The sequence below is a fragment of the Achromobacter marplatensis genome (assembly GCF_049060505.1).
GTDB lineage: Bacteria > Pseudomonadota > Gammaproteobacteria > Burkholderiales > Burkholderiaceae_B > Achromobacter > Achromobacter marplatensis_A.
Genome location: NZ_JBMGRB010000006.1, coordinates 190,800 through 216,335, shown reverse-complemented (window position 1 = coordinate 216,335; position 25,536 = coordinate 190,800). Strand labels below are relative to the sequence as shown.

Annotated in this window: 25 protein-coding genes; 8 read left to right on the top strand and 17 right to left on the bottom strand. The window is 63.2% G+C overall.

The features are described from left to right. Nucleotides 1-38: 38 nt before the first annotated feature. Nucleotides 39-779 (bottom strand): SDR family oxidoreductase, encoded by a 741-nt coding sequence (locus ACI0FO_RS17105; protein ID WP_416028485.1) that lies wholly within the window; start codon nt 777-779, stop codon nt 39-41. Between the two features lie 287 nt (nt 780-1,066). Between ACI0FO_RS17105 and ACI0FO_RS17100 the strand changes: the two genes are divergently transcribed. Beyond that, on the top strand, nt 1,067-1,960 hold the full coding sequence (locus ACI0FO_RS17100; RefSeq protein WP_416028698.1) for an AraC family transcriptional regulator: 894 nt from the start codon (nt 1,067-1,069) through the stop codon (nt 1,958-1,960). A gap of 87 nt (nt 1,961-2,047) precedes the next feature. On the opposite strand, the gene ACI0FO_RS17095 is transcribed toward ACI0FO_RS17100, so the two are convergent. Together ACI0FO_RS17095 and ACI0FO_RS17090 are read right to left on the bottom strand one after the other, a co-directional pair. Further along, nucleotides 2,048-2,476, bottom strand: coding sequence for a nuclear transport factor 2 family protein (locus ACI0FO_RS17095; protein WP_416028483.1), 429 nt, complete (start codon nt 2,474-2,476; stop codon nt 2,048-2,050). A 24-nt stretch (nt 2,477-2,500) separates the two neighbouring features. Further along, on the bottom strand, nt 2,501-2,929 hold the full coding sequence (locus ACI0FO_RS17090; protein ID WP_416028481.1) for a DoxX family protein: 429 nt from the start codon (nt 2,927-2,929) through the stop codon (nt 2,501-2,503). A 93-nt stretch (nt 2,930-3,022) separates the two neighbouring features. Here ACI0FO_RS17090 and ACI0FO_RS17085 point away from each other — a divergent pair, with 93 nt between their 5' ends. Both ACI0FO_RS17085 and ACI0FO_RS17080 read left to right on the top strand, forming a co-directional pair. After that, complete coding sequence (locus ACI0FO_RS17085; protein ID WP_416028696.1) at nt 3,023-3,916, top strand: LysR family transcriptional regulator; 894 nt, start codon at nt 3,023-3,025, stop codon at nt 3,914-3,916. Between the two features lie 204 nt (nt 3,917-4,120). Beyond that, entirely contained in the window at nt 4,121-5,425 is a 1,305-nt protein-coding gene (locus tag ACI0FO_RS17080; protein ID WP_416028479.1) for a pyridoxal phosphate-dependent aminotransferase, read from the top strand. 4 nt (nt 5,426-5,429) lie between these two features. Here ACI0FO_RS17080 and ACI0FO_RS17075 read toward each other — a convergent pair whose 3' ends face one another. Beyond that, a complete protein-coding gene (locus ACI0FO_RS17075; protein ID WP_416028477.1) occupies nt 5,430-6,053 on the bottom strand; it encodes a TetR/AcrR family transcriptional regulator in 624 nt (207 codons plus the stop codon). 124 nt (nt 6,054-6,177) lie between these two features. Between ACI0FO_RS17075 and ACI0FO_RS17070 the strand changes: the two genes are divergently transcribed. After that, the gene (locus tag ACI0FO_RS17070; RefSeq protein ID WP_416028475.1) at nt 6,178-7,689 is read left to right on the top strand and encodes a 2OG-Fe(II) oxygenase; all 1,512 of its coding nucleotides are present in this window, start codon (nt 6,178-6,180) and stop codon (nt 7,687-7,689) included. Here the strand turns inward: ACI0FO_RS17070 and ACI0FO_RS17065 are convergent. From ACI0FO_RS17065 to ACI0FO_RS17035, 7 genes are all read right to left on the bottom strand, one after another. Further along, nucleotides 7,684-8,157 (bottom strand): DUF2269 family protein, encoded by a 474-nt coding sequence (locus ACI0FO_RS17065; protein WP_416028473.1) that lies wholly within the window; start codon nt 8,155-8,157, stop codon nt 7,684-7,686. The genes ACI0FO_RS17070 and ACI0FO_RS17065 overlap by 6 nt on opposite strands. Further along, nucleotides 8,154-9,410: an SDR family oxidoreductase gene (locus ACI0FO_RS17060; RefSeq protein WP_416028471.1), complete on the bottom strand. Its 1,257-nt coding sequence runs from the start codon at nt 9,408-9,410 to the stop codon at nt 8,154-8,156. Before ACI0FO_RS17060 ends, ACI0FO_RS17065 begins: the two co-directional genes overlap by 4 nt. Nucleotides 9,411-9,528: 118 nt before the next feature. Then, nucleotides 9,529-10,059, bottom strand: a complete 531-nt coding sequence (locus ACI0FO_RS17055) for a GbsR/MarR family transcriptional regulator (RefSeq protein WP_175170225.1) — start codon at nt 10,057-10,059, stop codon at nt 9,529-9,531. A gap of 150 nt (nt 10,060-10,209) precedes the next feature. Continuing rightward, the gene (locus ACI0FO_RS17050) at nt 10,210-10,554 is read right to left on the bottom strand and encodes a hypothetical protein (protein ID WP_416028468.1); all 345 of its coding nucleotides are present in this window, start codon (nt 10,552-10,554) and stop codon (nt 10,210-10,212) included. A gap of 61 nt (nt 10,555-10,615) precedes the next feature. Further along, entirely contained in the window at nt 10,616-11,128 is a 513-nt protein-coding gene (locus ACI0FO_RS17045; RefSeq protein WP_416028467.1) for a hypothetical protein, read from the bottom strand. 96 nt (nt 11,129-11,224) lie between these two features. Continuing rightward, nucleotides 11,225-11,812, bottom strand: coding sequence for a TetR/AcrR family transcriptional regulator (locus ACI0FO_RS17040; RefSeq protein ID WP_416028465.1), 588 nt, complete (start codon nt 11,810-11,812; stop codon nt 11,225-11,227). 93 nt (nt 11,813-11,905) lie between these two features. Further along, the gene (locus tag ACI0FO_RS17035; RefSeq protein ID WP_416028463.1) at nt 11,906-14,455 is read right to left on the bottom strand and encodes a class I tRNA ligase family protein; all 2,550 of its coding nucleotides are present in this window, start codon (nt 14,453-14,455) and stop codon (nt 11,906-11,908) included. A gap of 485 nt (nt 14,456-14,940) precedes the next feature. Between ACI0FO_RS17035 and ACI0FO_RS17030 the strand changes: the two genes are divergently transcribed. Further along, nucleotides 14,941-15,990: a hypothetical protein gene (locus ACI0FO_RS17030; protein WP_416028461.1), complete on the top strand. Its 1,050-nt coding sequence runs from the start codon at nt 14,941-14,943 to the stop codon at nt 15,988-15,990. After that, a complete protein-coding gene (locus tag ACI0FO_RS17025; protein WP_416028460.1) occupies nt 15,987-17,285 on the top strand; it encodes a hypothetical protein in 1,299 nt (432 codons plus the stop codon). The genes ACI0FO_RS17030 and ACI0FO_RS17025 overlap by 4 nt, the downstream gene beginning before the upstream one ends. A gap of 4 nt (nt 17,286-17,289) precedes the next feature. Here the strand turns inward: ACI0FO_RS17025 and ACI0FO_RS17020 are convergent, their stop codons facing one another. Continuing rightward, a complete protein-coding gene (locus ACI0FO_RS17020) occupies nt 17,290-18,090 on the bottom strand; it encodes a hypothetical protein (RefSeq protein ID WP_416028459.1) in 801 nt (266 codons plus the stop codon). After that, the gene (locus ACI0FO_RS17015) at nt 18,083-18,517 is read right to left on the bottom strand and encodes a response regulator (RefSeq protein ID WP_416028457.1); all 435 of its coding nucleotides are present in this window, start codon (nt 18,515-18,517) and stop codon (nt 18,083-18,085) included. Before ACI0FO_RS17015 ends, ACI0FO_RS17020 begins: the two co-directional genes overlap by 8 nt. Before the next feature lie 184 nt (nt 18,518-18,701). Between ACI0FO_RS17015 and ACI0FO_RS17010 the strand changes: the two genes are divergently transcribed. After that, on the top strand, nt 18,702-19,214 hold the full coding sequence (locus ACI0FO_RS17010) for a hypothetical protein (protein ID WP_416028455.1): 513 nt from the start codon (nt 18,702-18,704) through the stop codon (nt 19,212-19,214). Between the two features lie 224 nt (nt 19,215-19,438). Then, complete coding sequence (locus tag ACI0FO_RS17005) at nt 19,439-19,789, top strand: glycine zipper 2TM domain-containing protein (protein ID WP_416028453.1); 351 nt, start codon at nt 19,439-19,441, stop codon at nt 19,787-19,789. 49 nt (nt 19,790-19,838) lie between these two features. Here ACI0FO_RS17005 and glyA read toward each other — a convergent pair whose 3' ends face one another. From glyA to ACI0FO_RS16985, 4 genes are all read right to left on the bottom strand, one after another. Next, nucleotides 19,839-21,134: a serine hydroxymethyltransferase gene (gene glyA / locus ACI0FO_RS17000; RefSeq protein ID WP_416028451.1), complete on the bottom strand. Its 1,296-nt coding sequence runs from the start codon at nt 21,132-21,134 to the stop codon at nt 19,839-19,841. A 133-nt stretch (nt 21,135-21,267) separates the two neighbouring features. Further along, nucleotides 21,268-22,353: a hypothetical protein gene (locus ACI0FO_RS16995; RefSeq protein ID WP_416028449.1), complete on the bottom strand. Its 1,086-nt coding sequence runs from the start codon at nt 22,351-22,353 to the stop codon at nt 21,268-21,270. A 246-nt stretch (nt 22,354-22,599) separates the two neighbouring features. Continuing rightward, the gene (locus ACI0FO_RS16990; protein WP_416028447.1) at nt 22,600-23,058 is read right to left on the bottom strand and encodes a CesT family type III secretion system chaperone; all 459 of its coding nucleotides are present in this window, start codon (nt 23,056-23,058) and stop codon (nt 22,600-22,602) included. Beyond that, nucleotides 23,055-25,469: an MFS transporter gene (locus ACI0FO_RS16985; RefSeq protein WP_416028445.1), complete on the bottom strand. Its 2,415-nt coding sequence runs from the start codon at nt 25,467-25,469 to the stop codon at nt 23,055-23,057. The genes ACI0FO_RS16990 and ACI0FO_RS16985 overlap by 4 nt, the downstream gene beginning before the upstream one ends. Nucleotides 25,470-25,536: the final 67 nt, after the last annotated feature.

Here is a 25,536-nt window from a genome sequence, read left to right as displayed (position 1 = left end):
GATGTTCCTTGTCAAAGTGAACGATGTCCGTCGTGTGGTTAAAAGGGGCTGGCGGTCGGGCGCACAACGATTTCGCTGACGTCGACGTCGGCCGGCTGCTCGACCGCGTAGGCGATTGCGCGAGCGATGGCATCGGGGGGGATGGCGATACGGCGAAACGCTTGCATGGCCGAGCGGGCGGTATCGTCGGAGATGGAATCGGCCAGTTCAGATTCCACGACGCCGGGGCATATCACCGTGACGCGGATCTTGTCCGTCTCTTGGCGCAAGCCGTCGGAAATGGCGCGGACGGCGAACTTCGTGGCGCAATACACGGCCGCGGTGGGCGACACGGTAAGGCCGCCGATTGAAGAAATGTTGATGACCTGACCGTTACCCTGCTGCTCCATCGTCGGCAGGACAGCCGCGATGCCATGAAGCACGCCTCGGATGTTCACGTCGATCATTCGGTCCCATTCATTCACCTTTACCGCGCTGAGCGGGGAAAGCGGCATCACGCCGGCATTGTTGATCAGCACATCGATGCGGCCAAACGCATCAAGCGCAGCGCGCGCGAACGTCGCGACGCTCTCTGCCGACGTAACGTCGAGTTCCCGGTATTGGACGATTCCGCCTGCGTCCTGCAGCGACTTCGCCAGCTGGGCAAGCCGCTCGGTGCGGCGGGCGCCGATAAAAAGCCGATGTCCTTGCGTGGAGAGCAAGCGGACAGCGGCTTCGCCGATGCCGCTGCTGGCGCCGGTGATCAGGATCACTTTCGATTCGTTCGAGGAAATTGCCATGTTGAATAATCCTATTTTTCGATTGCAGCCTTCGGGTGTATCCGGAGATTGAATCGTGGGGGCGTGCCTGACGGGTTTCGCCCCGCGCTACAGCCTTATTCATTCATCATCCGGTGCATGAATGTTAGGAAATCCCGCGCTTAAGACGAATACACGGACCGATCCCGTTATTGCCTATTCCTATCGTTCTGGCTGGCGTGGTCGGGCAGGGAAAAGCTAGAATGGCGCCTGTCGCGACACAGGGGGAGAAGGCGGTGGCCAAGGTCCGAAGTACTGCTTCGATCAAGATGGTTCGCTTGTTGGAGACGCTGGCGCCCAACGAGGGCTACACGCAGTCCGCGCTGGACAGCGTGCGTCTGATGCGGTCCGACCGCCCGCTTGGACGCACGCCCGTGCTTTATGAGCCAAGCATCGTGATCGTTTGCCAGGGGCGAAAGCTAGGATTCCTGGGCGACGAGGTGTATGTCTACGACGCGCAGCATTACCTCGTGTTGTCCGTGCCGTTACCGTTTTCCACCGAAACGCAGGCCTCGCCAGAGGAACCCATGCTTGCGGTATCCATCCGCCTGGACCTGCTTGAACTAAGCGACCTGATCACGCAGATCGGGTCGGCGGGTCATCATCCCGATGCACCGCCGGCCGGCATGGCCTCCACGCGGCTGGCGGGACGCCTTGCAAGCGCCACGCTACGGTTGCTAGAGGCCTTGACCGACCCGCTTGACGCGCAGGTGCTCGGCCCCAGCCTGGTGCGCGAGATCTGCTATCGGGTACTGACGGGCGAGCAAGGCGGCGCGATGCGTGCCGCGCTTGCGCATCACGGCCGATTTGGGCGTGTGGCGCGCGCCCTCAAACGTATCCACGCGGACTACGCAACGCCCCTGAACGTTGCGAGTCTTGCCGAGGAAGCCGGGATGAGCGTGCCCGCTTTCCATGCCAACTTTCGCACCGTGACGCAGACCTCGCCGATCCAGTACATCAAGTCGACTCGCCTTCATCAGGCGCGGCTGATGATGATACGTGACGGTGTGACGGCCGCCGCGGCAGCGGCTCGCGTGGGATACGAAAGCGCGCCCCAGTTCAGCCGTGAGTTCAAGCGCCTGTTTGGGCGGACGCCGTTACATGAAGTCCGCGACATGCGCGAATCGTTCACGCTTTCGCCCGCAGTCCGCTTCGGCAGCTAAGGCCTTGCCATTCGGCCACGTCCGGGAATTTCCTATCCTTGGACGTGGCCCGTCATGCGCTATTCAAGAGCCTGGTTTGACCGGGCATCAGCTGCGCGTTGTGGCGACACCGACGATCGGCGCGTCGAATGCCAGCGCGGCCTTGACCGGATCAAAATACTCTCGCAAGTGCGCGATACGTCCGTCACGCGCTGTCAGGAAGACAACATACTCTTGCTGGTAGAGCCGCCCCGTTTCGGGGACCCGCCCTTCGGCTCGCACCCGTGCGACGGCTTTATGGGGGACGTCGCTTGCTGTGATTTCGATATCAAAAAAACGGAAATCGGTAACTGCGTTTTTGAACCAGTTCGCATGCTTGACGACGGCCTCGCGGCCATCAAGCTGCAATGGGTGGCCAAGGCTGGGTGCGTAAGGCAAGTCCCATACGATGTCGTCATGGATCAGGCCTTGCCATTGCTGATTGTCATCAACCAGCCACAGCAAATGCTGTTCCAACAAAGTCGCTGCGTTATTCATGATCGTGTTCCTATGAAGGGATTATCAAACGGCGGCCAATGCAATGTGCGCGCGACGCTTGTCCAGGCTGAACGCGCCCGCGCCGAACGCCACCACCTGCAAAAGCCCGCCTGCCATGGCCAGATTTTTAAGAAAGTGGAACAACTGATTCTGGTCCGCCAGCGCATGGTGAAAGATAAACGCGGTTGCGATGGTGTACGCCGCCAGTAAGGCAGCCACCAGACGGGTCCGATAACCTAGCCCGAGCAGGACTGAACCGATCAGTTCCAGAACCACCGCTGCCACGAGGCCAAGCACGGGGGCTGGCAATCCCATCGATGCGATGTATGCCAGATTCGCATCGGGCGCTATCAGCTTGCCCAGGGCGCTGAATAAGAAAATTGCCGCCATCAATACGCGGCCGATCAAGGGAAGTGCCGTAGCGGTGTTGGGGGTCGAATTCATGGTGAACATCCTTGTGGAAAAGTTGATGTTCGAAGCTTAGGATCTTGACTCCTATCCATGAAGCCTATATTTTTCGATGTTATCTATCTAAATACCAGATACATGCTCGACGCCGTCTCGCTCGACCAGCTTCGCACCTTTATCGCCGCCGCCGACGAGGGCAGCTTTTCGGCAGCGGGCCGCAAGCTAAGGCGCGCTCAATCTGTCGTCAGTCACACCCTGGCGAACCTGGAAGGCCAACTTGGCGTGCGGCTCTTTGATCGCACCGGACGCTATCCACGCCTGACCGAAGAAGGCGCCGCGCTCCTGATTCAGGCGCGCACGGTTGTAAGCGGGATGGACGGCTTCAAATCGAAGGCGCGCGCGATGGCGGAAGGGCTCGAGCCAGAACTGTCCGTAGTGGTCGACGTCATGTACCCAATGTCATCGCTGACCGATGCGGTCGGCGCATTCCGAAAAGCGTTTCCGCACACGCCATTACGACTCTACGTAGAAGCACTAGGCGCCGTCATGCAGCCGGTCATTGAACAAACGTGCCGGATTGGCATCAGCGGTTCAATGCCGGTTATTCCAGACCTCATGGAAGCGGAAAAACTGCTAGACGTGCCCATGGTTACGGTTGCCGCGCCGTCACATCCGCTGGCGTCTCGTGATGGCCTGATCCAGCCGCGCGAATTGAAGGAGCACGTGCAGTTGGTGCTTACCGACCGCACGGCGCTGACCGACGGCGCGACCTTCGCCGTGTTTTCTCCGCAGACATGGCGGCTTGCTGACCTTGGCGCAAAGCACGCGTTCTTGCGCGCCGGATTCGGGTGGGGGCACATGCCGCTGGCGATGGTACAGGCTGACCTGGATGCCGGCGCGCTTGTCAGGCTGCGGCTGGAGGCTTTCGAGGATCGCACGCCGCCAATAGCGATGTTCGCGGTTTACCGAAAGGACACGCCGCCTGGCCCGGCAGGCCGGTGGTTTCTCGAACGGCTCATGGAATCGCGTTAGCTGACCGCCATGCGGAATCGGGCGTGGCCTATTACCGTGAAATTTGTCTAAGTCTTTGATTTTTAAGGGTGTGGGGCCGCGCGGCCCAGGAACGTCATCGACAGTCGGCGTCAGGCGGCTATCATTGGTCGCCATCCGGTGATTAATGACCTGGCTGATCAAGCGCCCGACCCTGCAAGGCGCGCATCTCACGGTAACCCGTCCATGAAGACCCTTAAAAAATCGAGCAAGCTCGCTCACGTCCTGTATGACATTCGTGGCCCGATCATGGATCGGGCCAGACAGATGGAGGACGAAGGCCAGCACCTCATCAAGCTCAATATCGGCAATCTGGCCGCGTTCGGCTTCGATGCCCCGGAAGAAGTCCAGCTGGACATGATCCGCAACCTGCCCAACTCGGCCGGTTATTCGGACAGCAAGGGCATCTTCGCCGCGCGCAAGGCGGTCATGCACTACACCCAGGCGCAGGGCACGCAGGGCGTGACGCTGGACGATATCTATCTGGGCAACGGCGCGTCCGACCTGATCGCGATGGCAACCAACGCGCTGCTTGATGACGGCGACGAACTGTTGCTGCCCGCGCCGGACTACCCGCTGTGGACAGCGGTCACCAGCTTGTCCGGTGGCGCGCCCGTGCACTACCTGTGCGACGAGGCGAATGGCTGGATCCCCGACCTGGACGATATCCGCGCCAAGATCACGCCGCGCACCAAGGGCATCGTGGTCATTAACCCGAACAACCCGACCGGCGTGCTGTACCCCGATGACGTGCTGCGCGGAATCGTCGACATCGCGCGCGAATTCGGGCTGGTCATCCTGGCCGACGAAGTCTATGACAAGGTGCTGTACGACGATGTCCAGCACACCGCGCTGGCCAGTTTGTCTACCGACGTGCTGACGCTGACGTTCAATTCGCTCTCCAAGAGCTACCGGGCTTGTGGCTATCGCGCCGGCTGGATGGTGGTTTCGGGCGACAAGGCAGCTGCCCGCGATTACATCGAAGGCCTGGATATGTTGGCCAACATGAGGCTGTGCGCCAACGTGCCGGGCCAGTGGGCGATCCAGACCGCGCTGGGCGGTTACCAAAGCATCAACGATCTGGTGCGCGAGGGCGGGCGGTTGCACCGCCAGCGCGAACTGGCCTACGAGCTGATCACCGCCATCCCGGGCGTCACCTGCGTCAAGCCGCAGGCCGCGTTGTACATGTTCCCGCGGCTGGACCCCGAGGTCTATCCCATCCAGGACGACCGCCAGTTCTTCTTGCAGCTTCTCGAAGCCACGCGCGTGATGCTGGTGCAGGGCACGGGCTTCAATTGGTCGCGCCCCGACCACTTCCGCATTGTGTTCTTGCCGCACGAAGCCGACCTGCGGGAAGCTATCGGCCGCATCGCCAAATTCCTGGGCGATTACCGCGCCAAGCACGCGAAGCAGCGGCTGGCTTCGGTGGATGCCGATTCGGCCGAGCAGGCCGTTGATTCGCCGGTCAAGCTTGCGGCGAACGCGGGATGAAGCGTTAACGGCCGGCGTGCCGGGCGGGGGCGGCAGCCGCGATAGCCATATGCGCAAAGTCCTTGGCTGCTTTCGCGGCATACCCGGCCGGCATCACGGCGGTGGTGGCGCTGGATAGCCCGAATGCCCCCTCCATCAGGGCAAGCACGCCCGCCGCGAGCGTTCGCGCGCCCCGAGTGTCGCGCTGCTGCTCGCGCAAGGCGGCAACCACCAATTCCGTGACCATCGCCAGTTCCTGCGCGATCACCTGGCTGTACACCGCGCGCACCTCTTCCTGGCGCACGGCTTCGGCGCTGATCATGACCCAGGCCGCGACCGCTTCCGGCGCCGCGCCTTCGCCCCTGCCCAGACGGGCCTCCAGATAGGCATCCAGGCGCAGGCCAGGCGCGGCGGCTTCATCGCAAATACGCGTGAAACGGCTACGCGCGACCTCGGCCAGCATGTCAATGAGCGACAACAGGATTTCCTGCTTGTGCTTGAAGTGATAGTGGATCAGGCCCGGTGCCAGGCCCGCCTGGCTTGCGATGGACTGGATCGTTGCCTTCTCATAGCCGTGCCGCGCAATGACGGTGAGCAGGGCTTGCGTAATTTCAGCGCGGCGGGCTTCGGTGTTGGGGCTTCGGGCCATGGCGTGGGCGTCATAGTTGGGTAGATAACCAATTTTAGTTGCGCGAAGTGCCGTAGAGGAGTAATTTTTCAATATTGGTTGTTCAACCAATTTATAAAACAATGCCATTGATCGGGCCATAGCCATGTCTAACCCCTCCGCCTGCCGCGCCGCCGAGCCCTTTTTCCCACTGCCCGACGGAAGCCTGTTCTGCAAAGTGATACCCGGCTTTCTCTCCAGGGAAGAGTGCGACCGCCTGATCGCGGAAAGCGAGGCTCGGGGCTACGCAGGAGCCGATAGCGATTACCCGCCGTCCTACCGGAACAACGATCGCCAAGTGCTCGATTGCCCGGATCTGGCCTCTCGAATGTTCGCGCGGTTGCAAGGTTTGGTGCCCGCGTCCATGCCGCTGGCGGAGACGGCACCGTCGGCCTTGCCCTGGACGCTGGATTCGATCAATGAACGGTTCCGCTTATGCCGCTATCGCCCCGGGCAGGTGTTTCACATGCACCAGGATGGCGTGCATCATCGAAGCCGCAGCCAGCAATCGTGCCTGACCTTTCTGGTCTATCTGAGCGATGGGGCGTCATGCGAGGGCGGCGACACCCAGTTCTATGAAGCCGGGCATGCTGGCGACGGCGAACCGATCGCCACGGTGACGCCGCAGGCGGGAAGTCTGATCGTTTTTGATCACCGCCTGTGGCATGCCGGCGCGCGCGTGGCGTCGGGGACCAAATACATCTTGCGCAGCGACGTGATCTATCGCGCGCCGGACGGGCCGTGTCAGGCTGCGCCGGCCACCTTTGAATCGGGACACCAGGGCTATGTGTGGACGCTGGAACGCCTGAGCGACGAGATCTTCGCCAGCGGCGGGCGCGATACCTCGATCCGGGTATGGCATCGAGACGGCAGTTTGCTGCAAACGCTGAACGGGCACACGCAGTCCGTGCTGGGTCTGGCCCGCTTGTCCGACCGGTGCCTGGCGTCGGTTTCCCGCGACCGCGCGCTGCGGGTCTGGGACTGGCAATCGGGACGGTGCCTGCATGTCGTCGAAGCGGCGCACGCGGCCACGCTGCTAAGCGTGGTGGCGCTGGATGACGGCACGATCGCCACGGCCGGCGCCGACGGGCGCATCAAATTGTGGGATGTGAACGGGAACGCACGCGGCGTGCTGGAAGGGCATGACGGTTGGGTTTGGGGCGTGGACAAGCTGCCGCAGGGACGGCTGGCGTCGGCATCGGAAGATGGCGACGTCAGGATTTGGCACCCGGCCAGCGGCGCCTGCTTGCAGGTATTGCCGGGGGCCGTTGCCCTGCGCTCCCTGGCCGTATCCGAAGGCGGACGCCATATCGCAACCGCCGGTATCGACGGAAGCCTTGCGGTGTGGGAACGGCGGGGTGATGCCTGGACGAAGCAGCGCTCGTTCGCCGCGCACCGCGCCGCCGCGCGCCGTGTGCGGTGGTTATCGGCAACCCTGCTAGCTTCCGCAGGCGAAGACAACCAGACGCGTTTGTGGGCGATGCCCGACCGCACACAGCTTTGCGCGGAAAGCAGCCGGAACTTCACTACGGACGTCATGGCCATGGGCAAGGGTATCCTGAGCTGTTCGTATGACGGCCAGCTACGTTGGCTGAAAAACGGCGCCGCCGCTTTATAACGCCGGCTTCAGGACCATCAGGAAGTACACGGCCACCATGGCCAGGAAGGCGGGGTAGCCCAGGCGTTCCCACCAGTGCGCAAAGCGCCAGTAGCGCGCCGGCAACGTGGCCTGACCCGAGGCGTGCGCGGTGGCGGCCATCTTGGACATTTCGTATTGCAGCCACACCACCGGCAGCCAGCACACGCCCGCCAGCAGATACAGCGCGATCGACAGGCTGAGCCAGGGCGTGGTCCATTGCCACCCGGCGGCATGCGCCAGCCAGAGGCCCGACAGGGGCTGGAACACGACGGCAGGCGTGGTGAACCATAGATCGGCCCGGACCACCAGTTTCGACACGGCGGCGATCGCCGGGATGGAACCCGTTCGGTTGGCAAAGAACAGGTAGAAGGCCGTGCCGAAACCCGTGCCCACCAGCAGCACCGACGAAAGAATATGCAGTGTCTTGACCGTCAGATATACGTTCATGGTTTGGGCTCCTCGGTAAGCAGAATAAGTAATAGCGCGATGACGGCGGCGTTTTTCAGGACGGGGCCGAACGGGTGCCACAGGAACTCGGGCAGCGCCACGGCAATCACGGCCGTGTAGCCCGACACCAGCCACAACTGCGCGGCCCACAGACGCCGGCCGGGCCGCCACAGCGTGGCGATGCCCAACGTGAAATCCAACGCGGCAGCCAGGTACAGCGCCACGCGCGCGGCGGCACCTTGCAGGCCGACCGGTTCAAGCAGCGCCAGGCTGGCGGCTACGGGATAAAGGAAAGCGCTGCAGATGGCCGTCCATAGCCAGATCAGCGCCAGCGCGCCGCGAAGCAGGCCCGGCCGCCACGCCGCCAGCGCCTGATGGCGCAGCGCCAGCGCATCGGCGGGTTCGATGAAGGATTCGACCCCGGCGGGCGCACGCCCCAGTGCCCGGGCCGTCGTCGTGCAGGCGGCCGTGTTCCCGGCGCGCAGCATCCGCCAGGTGTCGCGCGTCAACAAGGAACCCGGCAACCGGTTCAGCAGCGCTGCGCCGGCCGATACCAGCCAAGCCGGCACCGAGAACCGCCGCGCCGGCGCAAAGCCCATGGACGCCCGGTAGGCTGCCAGCATCTGCCGAAACTCAACCTCGGTGCCGCCGACCAGGTCCAGCACGGACGGGCCGCCATCGTCATTGCGCAGCAACCGCGCCACGATCTCGGCCAGTTCGTCCGCGAGGATCGGACGCAGCAACTGGCGGCCGCCACCCGGCAGCGGATGGATCGGTAATGTGGCCAGCGCGCGGAAAAACCGGGCTGACGCGCCTTGTTCTCCATAGACCAACGCCGGCCGCAAGATATGGTGAGCGACGGGCAACGACCGCAGATGATCGTCGGCCGCGCGCTTGCTTTGGTAGTAAGGCGTTTCGCCATGTTCGGCGCCTAACGCCGACAGTTGCACGATGCGCCGGACGCCGGCAAGGCGCGCGGCCTCGAACAAGGCGATCGGCGCCGCCCGATGGACCCGGTCGAAGGTGGCGTCCGCGCTTTCGATCAAGATGCCCACGGCGTTGATCACCACATGGATACCGCGCAACCGGTCTGTCCAGGCCGCCGGATGAGTGTCCGTCATGTAGTCAATGGCGATCTCGTCCGGCCGGCTGGCCAGCCGCACGCCTTTCAGCACCCGATGGCCGTCACGCGCCAAGGCGTCGCACAGGGCTTGGCCGATAAATCCGTTCGCACCGCAGACCAGGATGTTCATGCCGTCGCCTTGATGGATAAGCCGTTCATGGTTTTTGGGTTCTCTAGTTTCTGCTATTTCTGTATAGACAGAAATTGGTGCTGAAAAAAAGGCGGGATGTTCGTCCCGCCTTCAAGAATCAAGCCTTGCCGCGCCGCATGGTCTTGCTGATCTTTGCGCCCATGCCCAGCGTTTTCATCAGCGTTTCAGGCTTCATGCGCAGCATCTCGTCGGACCAGGTGGTCAGGATTTCAAGGAATTCCAGTGTTTCGCGCACGCGCTGTTCGGTGGCGCGGCTTTCGTTTTCGATTTCCGGGCTGGCCAGGCTGTCGCGCAGCATGGTCAGCGTGGGATCGATTTCGCGTTGCCGGCGGCCTTCGACGATCAGTTTGAACAGTTCCCAGATATCGGTCGACGTTTCGAAGTGGTCGCGCCGGTCTTCCATGACGTGGACCACCCGGGCCAGGCGCCAGGCCTGCAATTCCTTGAGACTGTTGCTGACGTTCGAGCGCGCCACGCCAAGCGTGTCGGCGATTTCCTCGGCGGGCACGGGACGGCCCAGCAGGTAGAGCAGTGCGTGGATCTGGGCGACGGTGCGGTTCACGCCCCAGCGCGAGCCCATCTCGCCCCAATGGAGAATGAATCGTTCGGCGATCGGAGTCAGTGTCATGGGGCCACTGTAGGAGGTTTCTGTTATTTCTGTCAAGACAGAAATAACAGAAACGACAGCGCGATCAGTGGACGACGTGGCTCCGATCAGGCTATTCGCTCGGGGCGGTGACGGCCTCGGCAAATGGGCCTGCTTCAAATGGGATATGGCTTATCTGCCGAACGTCCGCTGCGGCAGGAGCGGCGGCGGTCCCACCGCAAAGCGATACGGTTGCAGCGGTAGCAGGCCTTGGATGGTGCCCAGGTCGTTGGCCGCTTCGGCGCGCGCCTCCAGCACGGTCTGTTCGTCTCGCTGCGCCTGATTGACGGCGATCGAATGCGCGTCCAGCCTGGCTTGCTGATCGTGAAATGCCTGGACGGCGTGCTTCAGGCAATGGGCGAACGGCGACGCCGCACGGTCGGTGTGGGCCTGGGCGCGCAAACGCCCGGCACGGTCGCTATCGGGCACGCCATTGATACGGGCCGCGCCGGTGGGGGCAATGCTATGCAAATTCATGGCGAATCCTTCGCTGTGCGTGGCAGGGCACGCGGCAGGGTCTTGGCGGCGCGTGCAAACGCTATGCGCGGGCAGGGGCGTTGCGCGCTTGTCGTTGCATACGAATCCACAGTTGCTGCGTCACGGCGCCAATGACGAAAATCCCGAGCCACGCCGCCAGCGCGCCGCGCACCAAAGGCGCTTGCGGCCCGTCCGCAAGCGGATGCGAGATAGGCAGCCGCGTCAGTGTTTCCGCGATGCCGGGGATCCACATCAGGAAAAAGCTGAACGAGAAGCCAAGCTGGGACAGATAGGGGTGCGCGCGGGGCAGCCAGGGCAGTCGCGATACAAGCAGCGCGCCCGATACCGAGAGCAACGCCAGGATGCCCAGCGCATGGCCGGCATTGAACCCGCCGGTGCTGGATAGGCCGAACGACGTCAGCACGGCCACCAGCAGCCCGGCCAGGTAAATCTTGCCGCTTCGCGTCGCGCTGTCGATGCCGCGGTATCGCGCAAAGCTGTATAGGCCAACGGTGGCTGGGACGAGACTGATGAGGGTGTGGGCGGCCCCCAAGGCGGAAATGGGATGTGGCATGGCTTGCGGCTCCTTGAAACTCAATAAACAACCAACTAGTTGGTCGGTTTGTGGGGCAAATAAAAAGCGCACCGCTGGGTGCGCTTCACGTTGTGATCAATCCGATACGGTCAGCTGGCGAATGGCTGCGCGCGAAATCGATGCGAATACCTTGGGGGCGCCGAGTGCCCGCGCGGTCAGCATCGCCCCATGCACCGTCGACATGAACGCCTGCGCTTCCACTTCGACGCTATCGCGCAGATGGAATTGGCCATCGGCGGCGCCAGCTTCAAGCACGGATCCTATCCAGGCCGTCAATTCACCGAAATAGGCGCGCACCTCGTCCGCGACCTCTTGGGGAATCATCGGCAGTTCGGCAGCCAGCATCGCGCAAATGCAGATGGGCATCGAGCCATCGCGCAGGCACTTGGCCCAATAATCCGTGTAGTTCGTCAAGCGGGCCAGCGGATCCGGAACGTGTTGATCCAGCGCCGCCAACCCGTTGCGGGCCTGCTCGCGGTGCTGGATGACCACGGTAAGGACCAGGTCCGCCTTGGCCGGGAAATGATGGTGGATGCTGGGCTTGCCGATATGGACCCGTTCGGACACATCGGCATAGCTGAAGCCGTGATAACCGCCAGCGGCAAGCAATTGCTTGGTCTGCGCGACGATCTCGAGGGCTCTTGGGGATAGCTCCAAACTCATGTGAATCCAGGCGGTGTGACGGAAGACGGGCGGAGCGCCCAGCGTTCTACGCAAGAAAAGTGTCGATATTCCTTTCGCATGACAACCAATCTACTAGTTGGTCGGTTGGGTGTCAAGGCGGCCCGGTCGCGTTTGCGGGTTGACCGCTGCCTGGACGTCGGCGCAGCGCATGCACAGGCCCCCGTCATCCGGCACGGACGGTTCGTGCCTGCGGCAGCACGGGCAAGCGGGCCACGCCGTCGGTCCGAAGTGCGCCTGCGCGCCCGCAGCCATCGAATCGTCTTGCCGCACATCCGCGGCGCCAAGTACGTCCGCGAATGCGCCCAGGCGGTTCGCCGTTTCTGGCGACAGCGTGACCGCCACCTGGGCCGCGCCCTTGACCCAGTCATCCCGATGGGCCTCCACCCAGCGGTGCAGGGCCCCCTTGACCTCGACCGCTTCGTCAAAGGCCGCAAGGCTTGCGGCCTCGTCGTCGAAGGCGGGCAGGGGGACGTCGGCCAGCGTGGCCAGCAGCACGCTGTCCGCTTGTTCCGCGCCCGCGGCTTTCAGGTATTGGAAGACTTCCTCGCAAGAGAATGCCAGGACGGGCGTCAGCAACCGCACCAGCGTGCGGACCAGCAAGCCCAGCACATGCTGGACCTGCCGCCGGCGCGGCGCGTCAGGCCGGTCGCAATAGAGGCTGTCCTTCACCGCCGGGAAATAATCGCTGGACGCGCTTTCGGCATAGCGCAGCAGATGCGATACCGCGCCGGCAAAGTCATAGCGGTCGGCCGCCGCGCAGACGTCTCCGCCCAGCTTGCGCAGCAAGGCCGCCTGCACCCGGTCCAGCGGGTGAACCAGCGGCGGCGACTTCCAATCGAAATCCTGCAAATTCTGCAGGCAGAAGCGCATCGTATTGCGCAGCTTGCGAAAGCGCTCTTGGGTCAGCGCCAGCGCCTGCGCCGAGAACTTCAGTTCGCGCGTGAAGTCCTGCTGCAGCGTCCACAAGCGCAGCACGTCCGGGCTCAAGGTTTTCAACATCTGATCCAGCGGCTGGTAGTTCTTGCTGGACTTCGAGAATTTCTGGCCCGTGCCGTCCACCACGAAACCGTGCGTGACGACCTGCTTGTAGGGCGCGCCGCCGCCCGCCGCCGCGCAGGTCAGCAACGATGACTGGAACCAGCCGCGATGCTGGTCCGAGCCTTCCAGATAGACGTCGGCGGTACGTCCGTAACGCCGCATCAGCACAAGCTGATGCGTCACGCCGCTGTCGAACCACACGTCCAGCGTGCGGCGAGGGCCTTCGCTTTGCCAGGCCTCCACGCCTTCCTCGGCGACCCGCGCCGCCAGTCGAAGGTCGTCGGGGTTGGCGGGGTCCACCAGGGGCGTGCCCCACAACCGGTTGCGCGATACGCACCAGGCCCCGCGCCCGGCAAGCATGCTGGTCAGCCGTTCACGGCCAGAGGCCGGCACGAACTCCACCTCGTCCAACGCGCGCAGGGCATGCTGCCGGGTTTCGGCCAGGTCAAGGAACCACTCTTGCGAGGCGCGGAAGAACACCGGCGTCTTATGCCGCCAGCAATGGGGGTATTCGTGTTCCAAGGCGGATAGGGAGACGACCAGGGGCGCCACCCGTTGCAGCACGTGGGCCCTGGCTTGCGTCAGATCCATGCCTTGCATGTCCGGCACGACAAAACGTCCACGCGCGTCCAGGTACTGCTCCACCGCCAGGCCGTGCTGTTCGCAGACGCGGAAATCGTCCGTGCCGAACGCCGGCGCCATGTGTACCAGCCCCGTCCCGGCGCGGCTGACGAAGTCCGCCGGCAGGACAGGGACGGTGTCCCGGGTATAGGGGCTGACCACCGTCAACCCCGCCAGTTCGAAGTCGGGTAGTTGCTCGTCGCCCGCTTGGCGCAAGCGCACCCGGGTGCGCGGGCCGTCGACCGCGGCAACATAGCGAAGCGCCGGGTTGTAGGCGACGGCCTTGTTCGCGGGCAGCGTATAGGGCGTGGTGGTCCATACGTCCAGGAAGAGGTTGTCGGCGCCTGCGACCGGAAACAGCACGACGAGACTATCGCCGGCCTTGGTCTTGTACTCGACCTCGGCTTCCGCCAGTGACGAGGCGCACGCCGGACACCAATGCACCGGCCGCAGCCGCGTGACGGCGCCGGGCAACGTTTGGAACACATTGGCCGCACCGGCCTCGAAACCGGGCGCCATGGTCAGGTAGGGCTGGTCCCAATCGGCGGCCACGCCAAGTTGCTGGAATTGGGCGGTTTGCAGTTCGACCTGCGACCGGGCATAGGACCGGCAGGCCGCCACGAAAGCCGGTGGATCGTCCTTGGCGTGGCCCAAGCGTTCGACCTCCAGTTCGACGGGCAGGCCATGGCAGTCAAAGCCCGGGACATACGGCGCGAAATAGCCTTGAAGCCGTTTGAATTTGACCACCGAGTCTTTCAGGCCTTTGTTGACGGCGTGACCCAGATGCAAGGCGCCATTGGCATACGGCGGACCGTCGTGCAGCAGGAAAAGCGGGCGTGCGCCTTGCGCGCGATGCAGGTCCTCGACGACTGGCGGGCTTGCCCACCGTTGCAGGGTGTCCGTTTTATCGGCGTGGGTGGTAGTCAGCGGGAAGGCATGCTTGAAGAGATTCAGCGTGTACATGTTTTCGAGTCCAGAAATGCAAAAAGGGCAGCGTTCTGTACGCTGCCCTTTGGAAGGCGAGGTGCGAAGGTGGGGCTTAGCTGCCCAACGTAATTCGCCCCCGGCGCCCAATGGCAGCGGAGGAGCGAATAATCACGATCGACGGGAATCTGGACACGGTGTTGGCTGATGGCGTGTTGACGTTGTGCATTGACTCTATCACAGCAACAGGACCGGAAACAATCGCAACAATAATTTTCGGGCACGTCGCTGCGGCTGGCGCCGGGGCTGCCGGGCGGCGCACCGGCGCGGCGCGGCCAAGACCCGCGCCATTGCTGGCGGTTTGGCCGCAATGCTGGTCCGTGTTGTCGCGCAAGGCCTGTCGCATTGTGCGCAATCGCGTGTCGCGCCATGTTTCAGGCCGCCAAGCGGGCATTGCGGTCCGGTAGTGGCTCAGTAGTATGCGCGGTCAACGACCTGATTCAGCCTCATTCAAGGACCAATCCATGACTTTGCCGCGAACGCGACTTGCGTTGTCCACTCTGGCCCTTTCGATTGCCCTGTCGGGCTGCGCGTCGCCTTCGCTAATGAGCGACGAGGGCACCCGGGATGATCCGCGCTACGCGCAGCTGCTGGATCTGATCGACGAAGCGCTGAAGTCGGGCATGGCCGTGGTGTTGGTGGCCGACTTGACGCCCCATCCCACGCTGGGCGATGCGTTGTCCATGACGAAGTACACCACCCGCGCGATCTGGATGAACGAAGCCGCGCCGCAGGTGACCTTCAGCCGCAGCTTCCAGACCAATTCGCTGCAGCAGGACACCAAGATGCCTCATCTGTTCAAATCGTTCGAGGTGCATATCCTGCCGCCTGGCAAGTACCTGCTGACGGGTGGCGACGATTACAAACTGAATGCGTTGCTTGACGAGGTGGGCGCTCAGAAGGGCCCCGTCGGGTCGGGGCGCGGCGCGAATGGCACGTCTTATTTGTCGCCCGAACTCTATCGCGAGTTCTACAAACAGACCACATGGCAAGATGCCAGCTATGGCACGCAGACCAAAACGCGATCGGTCTGCACCGCCGTGCACGCGGCGTCGGGCGCCTGCGTGAGCTGGGGCGAGCAGCAATACAGCGACACCACGCAGACCTCGGCGGCGGGCTACCGCGAAGATACGAAGTATCGCGACATCCCCGCGATCAAGATCCAGTCGCGCATTCCGCCCAAGCAGGCGCTGGCAAGCTTCACGCTCAAAAGCGGCCAGTTGGTGCTGAGCCAGCGCATGCACTTGAAGACGCCCGCTTACCAGTACAAGCAATCGGCATGCCGCGCGGTCGATCCCAAGATGATCGAATGCCCGCTTGAAGACTTGACGGTCTACACCCGCCCGGCGCCCATGGAGTTTTCGAAGAAGCTCATCGCGCAGCGCAAGAACGTCAGCGCGGAACACCAGCAGTTGCTGTCCAGGCTGGAACCGATGCAGATCACGACGCTGGGCAAGCAGGGCATGGAAGACCCGGTCTGGGGCGTGCCGGTGTCGATGCGCAAAGGAAAATGAGCGAACCTGCGGACGGGGATCCGCGCAAGCGCTGGCGCGAGCAGCAGCGCGCGCAGCGGCTAGAGCAGGCCGACGATCAGCGCGCCGCGCTTGACGCCCGGGCGGCCGAGCAGCAGGCTTGGACGGAGCGCGCGCGCCAGACACCGGCCCAGGCCCGCGTGGCATGGCAGGGCCTGACGCTGCGGGCGTTGAACCTGGCGCAGGCCCAGACGCTGTTGGGCCGGATCCGCGACACCGACAACGGTGCGTACTACGCCTTGCTGGACGAGGTCGCGGCGGCACGGCGGCCCATCACCGGAGACGGGCAATGGGTGGTGCTGGTGGCTGACGAGCCGGTGGCGGCAACGGCGTTGGCGCTACCGGCGCAACTGCCCGACCACCCGGCCTTGCGGATAGCGGGCTGGGTGTTCGCGGCGGGTCTGGACGCTAATGTGGTGCGCGTGGCAGAAGCGGCGGACCGGCATTCGGAACCCGGCGCGTCAGGCGCCGACCCTGAGGACGGCCCGATGCTGGTCGCGCTGGGTCCGGCGCGGGTCGGCCTGTTGATGCTGCCCGCAGGGCGGCATGCGTTCACCGAAGGCTTGGACGCCACGGGGTTGTTATGCCGCCACTATCGCTGCCAGGTGCTGGTGCGCGGCGCGCTGCGGGCGGACTGCCTGATCGCCGCTGGCAATGACGTGTACTGCACCGAATCGCCGCAGGTCGGCCTGCTTGCCACCGACGACACCGACCCCGATCGCAGCCGCGTCATGTCGCGCCACGGGCGCAGCTATCGCTTTCATCCGCCCACGCATGCGATCTCGGACATTGTGGCGCCGCGCTGGTTGCGCCGCGATGCCCGTGGTGCCGCACGCCTGGCGACGTGTCTTGCGGATCTTTCCGACGTGCAGGCGTTGCTGCGCCCGCATAGAGAGATCGATGGAGTCTATGACGGCTTTTCTGGCGAAATCGAAGACGCCATGGAACGCCTGTCGGTCTTGCTGCGCACGGCGGGGCCTGCGCAACTGTCCGTGCGATTCGGATCTGGCCCTTCGAATCATGCGCAGTACTCGGAGACCGCCACAGGCGCGCGCGAGTTGGTCCGGCAGATCGCCCATTCGGAATATGTGCGCATCAGCGCCACGCAACCGGGCGCGGGCGGCGCGATCGCATTGCGCGTCGCGCATTTGAGCGCCCCGGTGCGAGAACGCCACGTGCGCGACGCCCGGCTCGAAGACGACGACGCCGAGGCGCGCATGATCAAGCGCGCCTTGCGCCACGCGATCACCGGCTTGCTGGCGCACTACGACGCGTAAGCCCTCAAAGGTGCCGATGGCTGCACGCCATCGGCGCGTCGACGATCTTGCCCACGGCATCCGCCAGCATGCGGGCGCTTTCTTCGTCCAGCCATTCGGTGCGTATCATCCGGAAGCCCAGGGCCAGGCTGAAATGCCAGTCCAGGTCGAAAATGCGATAGGCGTTGCCATTGGATGGGCAGTGCCATTGCACGGCGGGGTCTTCAAAGGCCGCGCCGATGAAATCGACGTGGTCGTCGAAGGGCGCCATGTCGGACACCGGTTCGCCGGTTTCCGGCAAGCTCGGCACTTCCAGGTTCTCGCCCACTTTCACGGCTGGATTCGGGCCGTCGTAGGCCAACAGCATCAAGCCGAATTGCTGCGGCTCGAGGTCATAGGTTTGCGCGGCATGCGCGCTCAGGAATTCGCGCGCGCCAGGCCCCAACAGGTAATGCGGGCTATGCCAGGAGCTGTCCTCGTCCTCGAGGAAGGTGCGGTCTGGCTCCACGCCGTGACGGGCCAGCAGTTCAAGCGTCTGCGCAATGCTGAAGTCCGGCTCGGCCCGCGCGTCGGCGGGCAGGCCGCCACACCCTTCGTACAACGCCAAGACTTCGGCGGGGCTGCGCATCGCGTCGTCGTAGCGGTAGGGGCAGTCAAACGTGCGCGCCAGCGTCAGGCTTAGATTGACCAGCGCCCGCAACGGCACGTTGCGACCGAACGGAGGCAGCACGATCCCGGCGTCAAGCAATTGCGATTCAAGCCTTTTCCAATCCGGCGCAGGCAGGTGGGGATAACGCGGGAACAGGAATTGGTGGTGTTCAGACATGCGCGGCGTCCAACAGGGCAGGTGCCGTCATCGGCCCGGGTCCGCCCATGTGATGCGGCTGCCGGGAGGGCACGGGCGTCAGCCGGCGGATGACCGCCAGCACGTCCGCCGGCTCGGCGGGCTTGCGCATATAGGCGGCATAGCCATCGCACGTCGCGCTGATTTCATGTTCCGGCCGGCCGCTCAGCACCATGACGGGCGTGTCGCTCAGGTAGGCGTTTTCGCGCATGGCGGTGAGTAGCGCGGCGCCGTTCATGCCCGGCATGGAGAAGTCGGTCACGACCAGATCGGGGCGCACGTCAAGCATCTGCTTAAGCGCGGTCAGGCCATCGGTATGGGTCGTGACGTCATAGCCTTCGATGTGCAGGAATTCGCGCAACATGTCGACGAGCATCGGCTGATCGTCAACCAAAAGTATTTTTTTCATGGGGTTCAATGCCACGTACTGCAGCGTTTGTGTTTCTGGCCGGGCCGTGGGAAGCCGCATCCTAGGGCATGCGCGCCGGTCTTGCGTGTCGCAATTGTATCGAGAGTTGACCCGCGCAGGCCTGTGCTTAAATTCGTTTTGAACCAGCGTGCCGCATCGCGCAACAAGGACCCCGGAGCCCGATATGCCCATAGATTTCGATCTGATCGAGAAAGGCTTTATGGAGATGCTGCGATCGCAGCCCGCATTCACGGGCTGGAAGAAGAAGCGCAAGCGCTGCTTGTGGCGTGCGCTGGGCGATGTGGAGCAAGGCGTCGAGTTGATCCGCTACAAGGCGTCGTTCGAAAACACGCAATGGGTATCGTTGGCCGTGCATGTGTCGGTGCCTTGCGAGCGGGAGTGGCCGGTGTATGTGCCCACCGAGATCTGGGACAAGGGCCGCCTGTATCGCCGGGCTTATCTGGTGCCCGGCCAAGGCCTGGCCGATGAGCCCACCTTTGCCAGCGGCGCCTTGCTTGCCATTACCTCGCCGGAAGAATTGGCCACCTGGCTCGAGACGCTTCCGGGCGATATCGACAAGCATGTCGTCTCGTGGTTCAAGCAATACGAGACGCTGGAAGCCGCCTCGTATGAATACCAGATCCCGCGCTGGCGTCTGGAACAAGCCGGTCTGCTTCCGAGAGCGCCGGAACGTTAGGCGCGGACGGCGCGCCTGTCGCCATGCCCGGACAAGAAGCGCGTTCTCCCTGCCTACGCGGCCTGGCGCAGAAAGCGATTGAAACCGCTTATACACACCGTATCCCAGCCTGCGGGACTGACACACACCTGAAGTGATAACTTGCTTTCCAGATGTTTGATTTCTGGTTCAAGCCGTCAGGCACGGCCGCATTGCAGGCGCGGCCCGCTACAGGAGAATAAAAGATGGCCATTACGAAGCGCGTTGTCCAAGCAGTTCTTGCAGGGGTGCTGGCGTTGGGTGTCAGCATGACGGCGCAGGCCGATAAGCAGACCCGCAATACGGTGATCGGCGCCGGGTTGGGCGGTGTGGCCGGCGCATTGTTGTCGGAAGGCGACCCCTGGGCCACCGTGGGCGGCGCCGCCGCCGGTGGCCTGTTGGGCCACGTCATCACCGGCGACGATGACCGCGGACGGCGCCGGCACGACTGGGACCGCGACCGCGGCCGCGACCATTCATATCGTCGCGCGGGCTACCGAGACCACGACAGGCACAGGGGTTATTCCCGTTCAAATGGCCGCCATCATCGCGATTGATCGCGGCCGTCGCCGGGTCGATGGGCGGGCGCTTGGCCGGGCAGTGGTTTCAGTACGGAAGCGGGAAGCGCCGGGCCAGGTCAGCCGCCTCGGCGCGCACGGCGGATGCCGTGCGAGGGTCGGAAGCGCCCGAGCGCACGTCGCCGAGCACGGCCAGGATCATGTCGCCAATTTGCTTGAACGCGCTGGCGCCCATGCCCCGGGACGTGCAGGCGGCACTGCCCACGCGTATGCCGGAAGTCACCGTGGGCTTGGCGTCATCGAAGGGCACGGCATTCTTGTTCAAGGTGATGCCGACCTGCTCCAGCGCCTGTTCGGCGGTGTTGCCCGCCAATCCCCAAGGACGCAGATCGATGACACCCAGATGGCAATCCGTGCCGCCCGACACGACTGACAATCCACCCGCCGCGAGGCGGTCGCACAACGTTTGCGCGTTGTCGACCACGGCCCGCACATAGGTGCGGAACGACGGTTGCAGGGCCTCGCCCAGCGCGACGGCCTTGGCCGCCACGATGTGCATCAGTGGGCCGCCTTGCAGGCCAGGGAACACGGCCGAATCGATCTTCTTGGCGATCTCGCCGTCGTTGCACAGGATCATCCCGCCGCGCGGCCCGCGCAGCGTCTTGTGGGTCGTGGTTGTCGTGACGTGCGCATGCGGCACCGGCGACGGGTAGGCGCCGCCGGCGACCAAGCCGGCGAAATGGGCCATGTCGGCCATGAAAATGGCGCCCACGTCGTCGGCGATGGCGCGGAACCGCGCGAAGTCCAGCGTCCGCGAATAGGCCGAGCCGCCCGCAACGATAAGTTTGGGCCGCTCGCGCCTGGCGATGCGTTCCACCTCGTCCATATCCACGCGCTGCGATGCCGGGTCGACGCCGTAGCTCAAGGTTTGGAACCAGCGGCCCGACATATTGACCTTGGCGCCGTGCGTCAGATGTCCGCCGGCCTTCAGGTCCAGGCCAAGGATTTTGTCGCCAGGCGTCAGCAGCGCCAGATAGACCGCCTGGTTCGCCTGGCTGCCGGAGTGGGGCTGCACGTTGACGTGCGCCGCGCCGAAAAGCCGCTTTGCCCGCGTAATCGCGATGTCTTCCGCAATGTCGACGTTCATGCAGCCGCCGTAGTAACGGCGGCCCGGATAGCCTTCGGCATACTTGTTCGTCAGCACCGACCCCTGGGTTTCGAGCACCGCGCGGCTGGCGAAGTTCTCCGATGCGATGAGTTCGATGGATTGCATCTGACGATGCCGTTCGGACTCGATGGCTGCCCAGATGTCCCGGTCGGCCTGGGGCAAGGCAAGGGCGCTGACGAGGGGTATGGGGTCGTCGGATTGTGCAAGGTTCGTCATGATGGCGGGGTGGGGCCAAAGAGGCTCGGTCAAAAGAAGCAAGTTTAGGCCTTGAGTGGCATAGCATTTCATGCCGCATTTAATACGAATGCCAGACCACTTTCCGCCCCAGAACGGGGTCTAACGCAACGACCTATACGTTGGATTCAGCATTTCCCATGGGCTGCATTTCGATGCCCTGGTCGTCGTCATCGGAAGCCGAACGGGCGTCGCTGCGAGGGGAGGCATTGGCAACTTCATCAGTTTTTGCAGGGATGGGAACATTGATGTTCATGTCGAGAGGCTCGCCGATGTTCGAATTGCCAGAGGCATCGGTGTCCGAATTCAGGTCTTCAACAGGATTCGGATTCGCGAGCCCATTGCCGTCCGGATCGTCGTCTTCGCCGGGGTTCGAACCCGGAGCCGCATTGCTGGGGGGAGCGCCGCCGTCATCGGCGTTTCCACCCTCAATGGATGGCGTCGGCGCTCTGGCGAAGTGCGCTTGCGCCGGGCCGACAAAAACCGCTCCCATCAGGCAGCCGATCGCGGCAAACACGACAGCCCGCCAACCCAGCGGCACACCGCCTGCGTCGTTGATGGCAGGGGCAATCGTGGCGGCGCCCCACGCCGCTCCTATGCTGACTCCGACCTTGTTCCTCAAGTTCAACCAGGTCCCTTCTTTAACCTCCCTGTTTTTGCGCTGATGCGGTTCGTCGCATCCAAACTTGCGGCCCCGTAACTCATCCCAACCGAGGGCGGCGATATTTCCCGTGAATCCCACTCCGGTGTGGATCAGAATGGCGCCCGTCCAGCTATCGGTCACCTCGTGGATGCCGAGCAATGACATTCTGGGCAAACTGTCGAGCAGGCAGCGGACCGCCTGCAGGAGGTCGCGCTTCGCCAGTGTGGATTTGTCATGCGTATCCAAACCGGATGCCGTCACTTCGCGAACGCAAAGATTGATCCCGGCTGTTTGAATCATTTTTGAGGCGATGCTGGCAACGATATTTGCCACGACGGAATCGAGCAATTTCTCAAGCACTTCAAGGTCGTCATTCGTAACGTCGGCTAGAGTCGTGGCTTTGGTTAAAAAATACGCGGCGCCAACAGACGAAGCGCCGCCAAACAAAATCGCGCCGATGGCGGCGCCGGCCACTTTCAGGCCCTTGGAAGGCCGGGGGCCGCCATATTTTTCTACGATCTCCAGGCCTGCAACACCACCGACAAGCGCCGCAGTCACACAACCCGGAACGATTGTGCAATACAGCGCCCTCGAAAGACTTTGTAGGGGAATATTCCTTCGTAGGGCGCTGCTTACGGCGCCGTAAACGGCGCCGGAGACGGTACTGGAAATTACCTCTTTGGCTCGTGGAAAGAAGAGCTTAGGAGGTTGCGGCTGATCACCAGGGACGGTGGCAGTGCGAGGATATAAACAATTGAACATATGAGATCACTTGGTGTGAAGCGGAATAAATCCGGGCACGAGTCAGAATCGTTCCGCCGTCGCGGCGCGCGACGCCGGTTCGATAGCAAAGAGCCGGTCCAGGACCGCCTCGCCGTCACGCCATAATTTGGCGAGTTCGGCGAGGATGTGCAGGTGCGAGGCCAGCCCTTCCGGAGTGGCATCCAGCAGGCGTTGATAGGCAAGCAGCAGGACATTTCCCGATTCCGGATTGATGGCGAATGTGCCGCCGAGCGAACCGCCATACAGCATGAGATTCGCCCGCAGCAGCTCCAGGTGGGCCCGGCTGGGATCCTTCTGCGGAAGGGGGCCGAAGTCGCAGTAGATGATGATGTCGTCGCGGCCTAGCGTATCCTCGTGCGCGAGCGAGAAGGCGACCCCGTCGATATGCAGGTTTCCGTGTTCAAGAATGTCGGCGGTGTTGGTGGCGCTAACGAGCGAGCAAAATTCGCTCAGTAATTCAATGTAGGTTTGATGGCTCATTCGGGGTCCTGGGGAGTGGCGCGCGGGGGGGATGTTCCGCGCGATTTGGCGCCGCAACGCGCGAAAACAAGGAAAGCCAAGGTGGCGGTCAGATAAAACGCGCCAATGAGCGCCAATCCCGCGTGCATGCCAACGGTGCCGATGGCGGCGCCGACAATGAGGGGGCCGGCCATCTGCCCGAGCTTGTCCGACGCGCGCAGAATGCCTAGGGCGCCGGCTGCGCCGTAGGCCTGCACCTGGGGTAACGCCAGCATGTAAGCAGCCTGCGAGGCGCCGATGCAGCAGCTGGCCAACCCCAAGGCCAGCACGCCCAGCATGGCGGCCGCCATACCATTGTGAAAGTAAAGGCCCAGCATGCCAGCGCCTCCGATCATGCCGCCCGCGACGATCCATCTCTTGTTGACGCTGGAGCGGTCGATGATTCGGCCCATGATCGGTCCCAGGTAAATAATGCAAAGGCCATAGATCATCAGCACGCGTCCGATGCTGGACGCCGCGACTCCATCAGCCTCCAGATACAGCGGCAAAGCGTATGAGAGAAGACCGACCTGGGACATTGAAAACGGCACTACGCTCCCGATCAAAAGCAGCGCAAAATCGCGTGTACGGAATAGTCGAAGCGACTGGCGAATGTGCTCACGCAGGGAACCGGCAGCTACCGAAGGCCGAAAAAGCGGCGGCTCGACGGGCCTTCCGCGAAAGGCGCGCATGACGGTCAGAACGCCAACCAGCGGAAGGACCAGCATTACGGCGCCGACGAGGAACACAGCGCGTGGTCCTAGTTGCTCCATCAGCATGGCACCGACCGCGGCGCCTGACAGATGCCCGGCGAATACGCCGGCAATCACGCCAGTCATGTTGCGTCCGCGGTGTTCAGTCGGACTACGTGTGACCACCACGCCCTGCAGCCCCATCCACGTCAAGCCGTAGCCAATGCCAACAAGTCCCCGCGCTCCGATGAATGCCGGCTGGCTCATGGCCAGCGAACAGCTCACCATGCCCATGAAAGTCAGCGCGATTCCCAATATGACCGGCAAACGCCAACTTTTGTGGTCGCTCAGGCGCCCAGCCGCCAGCGCGGCGAGGAGGCCACAAGCCATTTCCACGGAAATAGGCAAGGCGATCGACATGCTGAGAGGAATGGTCAGCCCCTCGGCGGGCAAACTCCGGGCGAAAATCGGAAGAAATCCCAGCGGCAGCGCCCACGCAAAAAGGAAACCGAACATGACGGGGCGGGTAACTCGGCCAATATCACGCCCGTCGGTGCGGTGCTTGACCGTGGAATACGCCCGTTCGATGAGCAACCACAGGAGCAGGAGCATTTCGCTCGCCGCAACCACCGCCACGACGGTGACAGTCATTGCATCCAGTGCGCGAGCCCGCACCCCGGCGGCGATGACTTCGCTAGATAGCCTGACGATGAGATTGCCGCGGGCCTGCGGAGCCGCGCCTTCCTGCCCCAATGGCAGCACCAGCGTGAACGCTTCGTCCTGATTCCGCGTCTGTTGCGAGGGCGACACAGGCAAAGGCCCTTTCGCGCCGGCGCGATTCAGAATGCGTCCTTGCGAATCGGTCAACTCAATGCTATCGATAGCGGGGAACGTGGCGCTCAGCCGGGCAAACGGGGTCTCGATGCCACGAAGCCGATCGATCGGCACGCCATAATCCAGAACGCGATTCAGGCCCCGTTGCAACCCCTCGGCCAGAACCAGAACGTTGCTGCGCGTGACGTCGAGCCAGGCGTTCCGGAACGTGTGGATGGTGTAGCTGGCATACACTCCTTGCGCCAACATCAGGGCGAGCAAGGGCGCTAAAAGCCGAGCCCGTCCCTCGCCGACCCGTTCGGCGTTGGGAACGGCGTAGTGCACGGTCAGGACCAACCCTATCCCGACGACGAGCGTCACTAATATCAGCAGTCGAACATTATCGATGATGAGCGCACGCGTCTTTTCTGTGTCGCGCGGGGTAGACAGAACAACCGCGCCTTGCAGCGCACCCGCCGCGTCTTTCAACGCGATGGCCAGAACCACCTGATTGGATGCGTGCAGGGAAATCGCACCCGATACGCGCGGGACAAGACCGTTTCCCAGCGTCGCATTGGGGGGCGACGTCAGCGCTTGGACTAAAGGCGCGACGTCTACCGATGGACGCTTTTCCTGCGCCAGGACTTGGCCGTTCGGCAGATACACAGCAAGTCCAGTCAGTTCCGGCGCAACCTTTGAGGCACTGCGCAGCAGGTCTTCAAGGCCAAAAAACTGCCCCAATGGCTTACCCAGCCGTAACCCGGTTTCCACGCTGTCGCCAATCTGGCGCGCGGCAACTTCCAGTCGATCCGCCGTAATGTCGGTGACTAGCCGGTTCAGCGCGGCCAGACTCAGGACGCCGATCAGTGCCTGCGCCAGAATGAGCATGCATAAGCAGCCTATTGTTATTGGCAAAGCGGCGCGCGCGCGCAAGAGGGCGCCCCACTTGCGTATG

Coding starts and splice junctions, on each gene's coding strand:
- ACI0FO_RS17080 (WP_416028479.1), top strand. CDS start 4,121: ATGAAGACCCTTAAAAAATCGAGCAAGCTCGCTCACGTCCTGTATGAC.
- ACI0FO_RS17105 (WP_416028485.1), bottom strand. CDS start 779: ATGGCAATTTCCTCGAACGAATCGAAAGTGATCCTGATCACCGGCGCC.
- ACI0FO_RS17060 (WP_416028471.1), bottom strand. CDS start 9,410: ATGAACATCCTGGTCTGCGGTGCGAACGGATTTATCGGCCAAGCCCTG.
- ACI0FO_RS17075 (WP_416028477.1), bottom strand. CDS start 6,053: ATGGCCCGAAGCCCCAACACCGAAGCCCGCCGCGCTGAAATTACGCAA.
- ACI0FO_RS17005 (WP_416028453.1), top strand. CDS start 19,439: ATGGCCATTACGAAGCGCGTTGTCCAAGCAGTTCTTGCAGGGGTGCTG.
- ACI0FO_RS17035 (WP_416028463.1), bottom strand. CDS start 14,455: ATGTACACGCTGAATCTCTTCAAGCATGCCTTCCCGCTGACTACCACC.
- ACI0FO_RS17065 (WP_416028473.1), bottom strand. CDS start 8,157: ATGAACGTATATCTGACGGTCAAGACACTGCATATTCTTTCGTCGGTG.
- ACI0FO_RS17030 (WP_416028461.1), top strand. CDS start 14,941: ATGACTTTGCCGCGAACGCGACTTGCGTTGTCCACTCTGGCCCTTTCG.
- ACI0FO_RS17010 (WP_416028455.1), top strand. CDS start 18,702: ATGCCCATAGATTTCGATCTGATCGAGAAAGGCTTTATGGAGATGCTG.
- ACI0FO_RS17045 (WP_416028467.1), bottom strand. CDS start 11,128: ATGCCACATCCCATTTCCGCCTTGGGGGCCGCCCACACCCTCATCAGT.
- ACI0FO_RS17040 (WP_416028465.1), bottom strand. CDS start 11,812: ATGAGTTTGGAGCTATCCCCAAGAGCCCTCGAGATCGTCGCGCAGACC.
- ACI0FO_RS17095 (WP_416028483.1), bottom strand. CDS start 2,476: ATGAATAACGCAGCGACTTTGTTGGAACAGCATTTGCTGTGGCTGGTT.
- ACI0FO_RS17020 (WP_416028459.1), bottom strand. CDS start 18,090: ATGTCTGAACACCACCAATTCCTGTTCCCGCGTTATCCCCACCTGCCT.
- ACI0FO_RS17070 (WP_416028475.1), top strand. CDS start 6,178: ATGTCTAACCCCTCCGCCTGCCGCGCCGCCGAGCCCTTTTTCCCACTG.
- ACI0FO_RS16985 (WP_416028445.1), bottom strand. CDS start 25,469: ATGCTCATTCTGGCGCAGGCACTGATCGGCGTCCTGAGTCTGGCCGCG.
- ACI0FO_RS17050 (WP_416028468.1), bottom strand. CDS start 10,554: ATGAATTTGCATAGCATTGCCCCCACCGGCGCGGCCCGTATCAATGGC.
- glyA (WP_416028451.1), bottom strand. CDS start 21,134: ATGACGAACCTTGCACAATCCGACGACCCCATACCCCTCGTCAGCGCC.
- ACI0FO_RS17015 (WP_416028457.1), bottom strand. CDS start 18,517: ATGAAAAAAATACTTTTGGTTGACGATCAGCCGATGCTCGTCGACATG.
- ACI0FO_RS17100 (WP_416028698.1), top strand. CDS start 1,067: ATGGTTCGCTTGTTGGAGACGCTGGCGCCCAACGAGGGCTACACGCAG.
- ACI0FO_RS17055 (WP_175170225.1), bottom strand. CDS start 10,059: ATGACACTGACTCCGATCGCCGAACGATTCATTCTCCATTGGGGCGAG.
- ACI0FO_RS17085 (WP_416028696.1), top strand. CDS start 3,023: ATGCTCGACGCCGTCTCGCTCGACCAGCTTCGCACCTTTATCGCCGCC.
- ACI0FO_RS17090 (WP_416028481.1), bottom strand. CDS start 2,929: ATGTTCACCATGAATTCGACCCCCAACACCGCTACGGCACTTCCCTTG.
- ACI0FO_RS17025 (WP_416028460.1), top strand. CDS start 15,987: ATGAGCGAACCTGCGGACGGGGATCCGCGCAAGCGCTGGCGCGAGCAG.
- ACI0FO_RS16990 (WP_416028447.1), bottom strand. CDS start 23,058: ATGAGCCATCAAACCTACATTGAATTACTGAGCGAATTTTGCTCGCTC.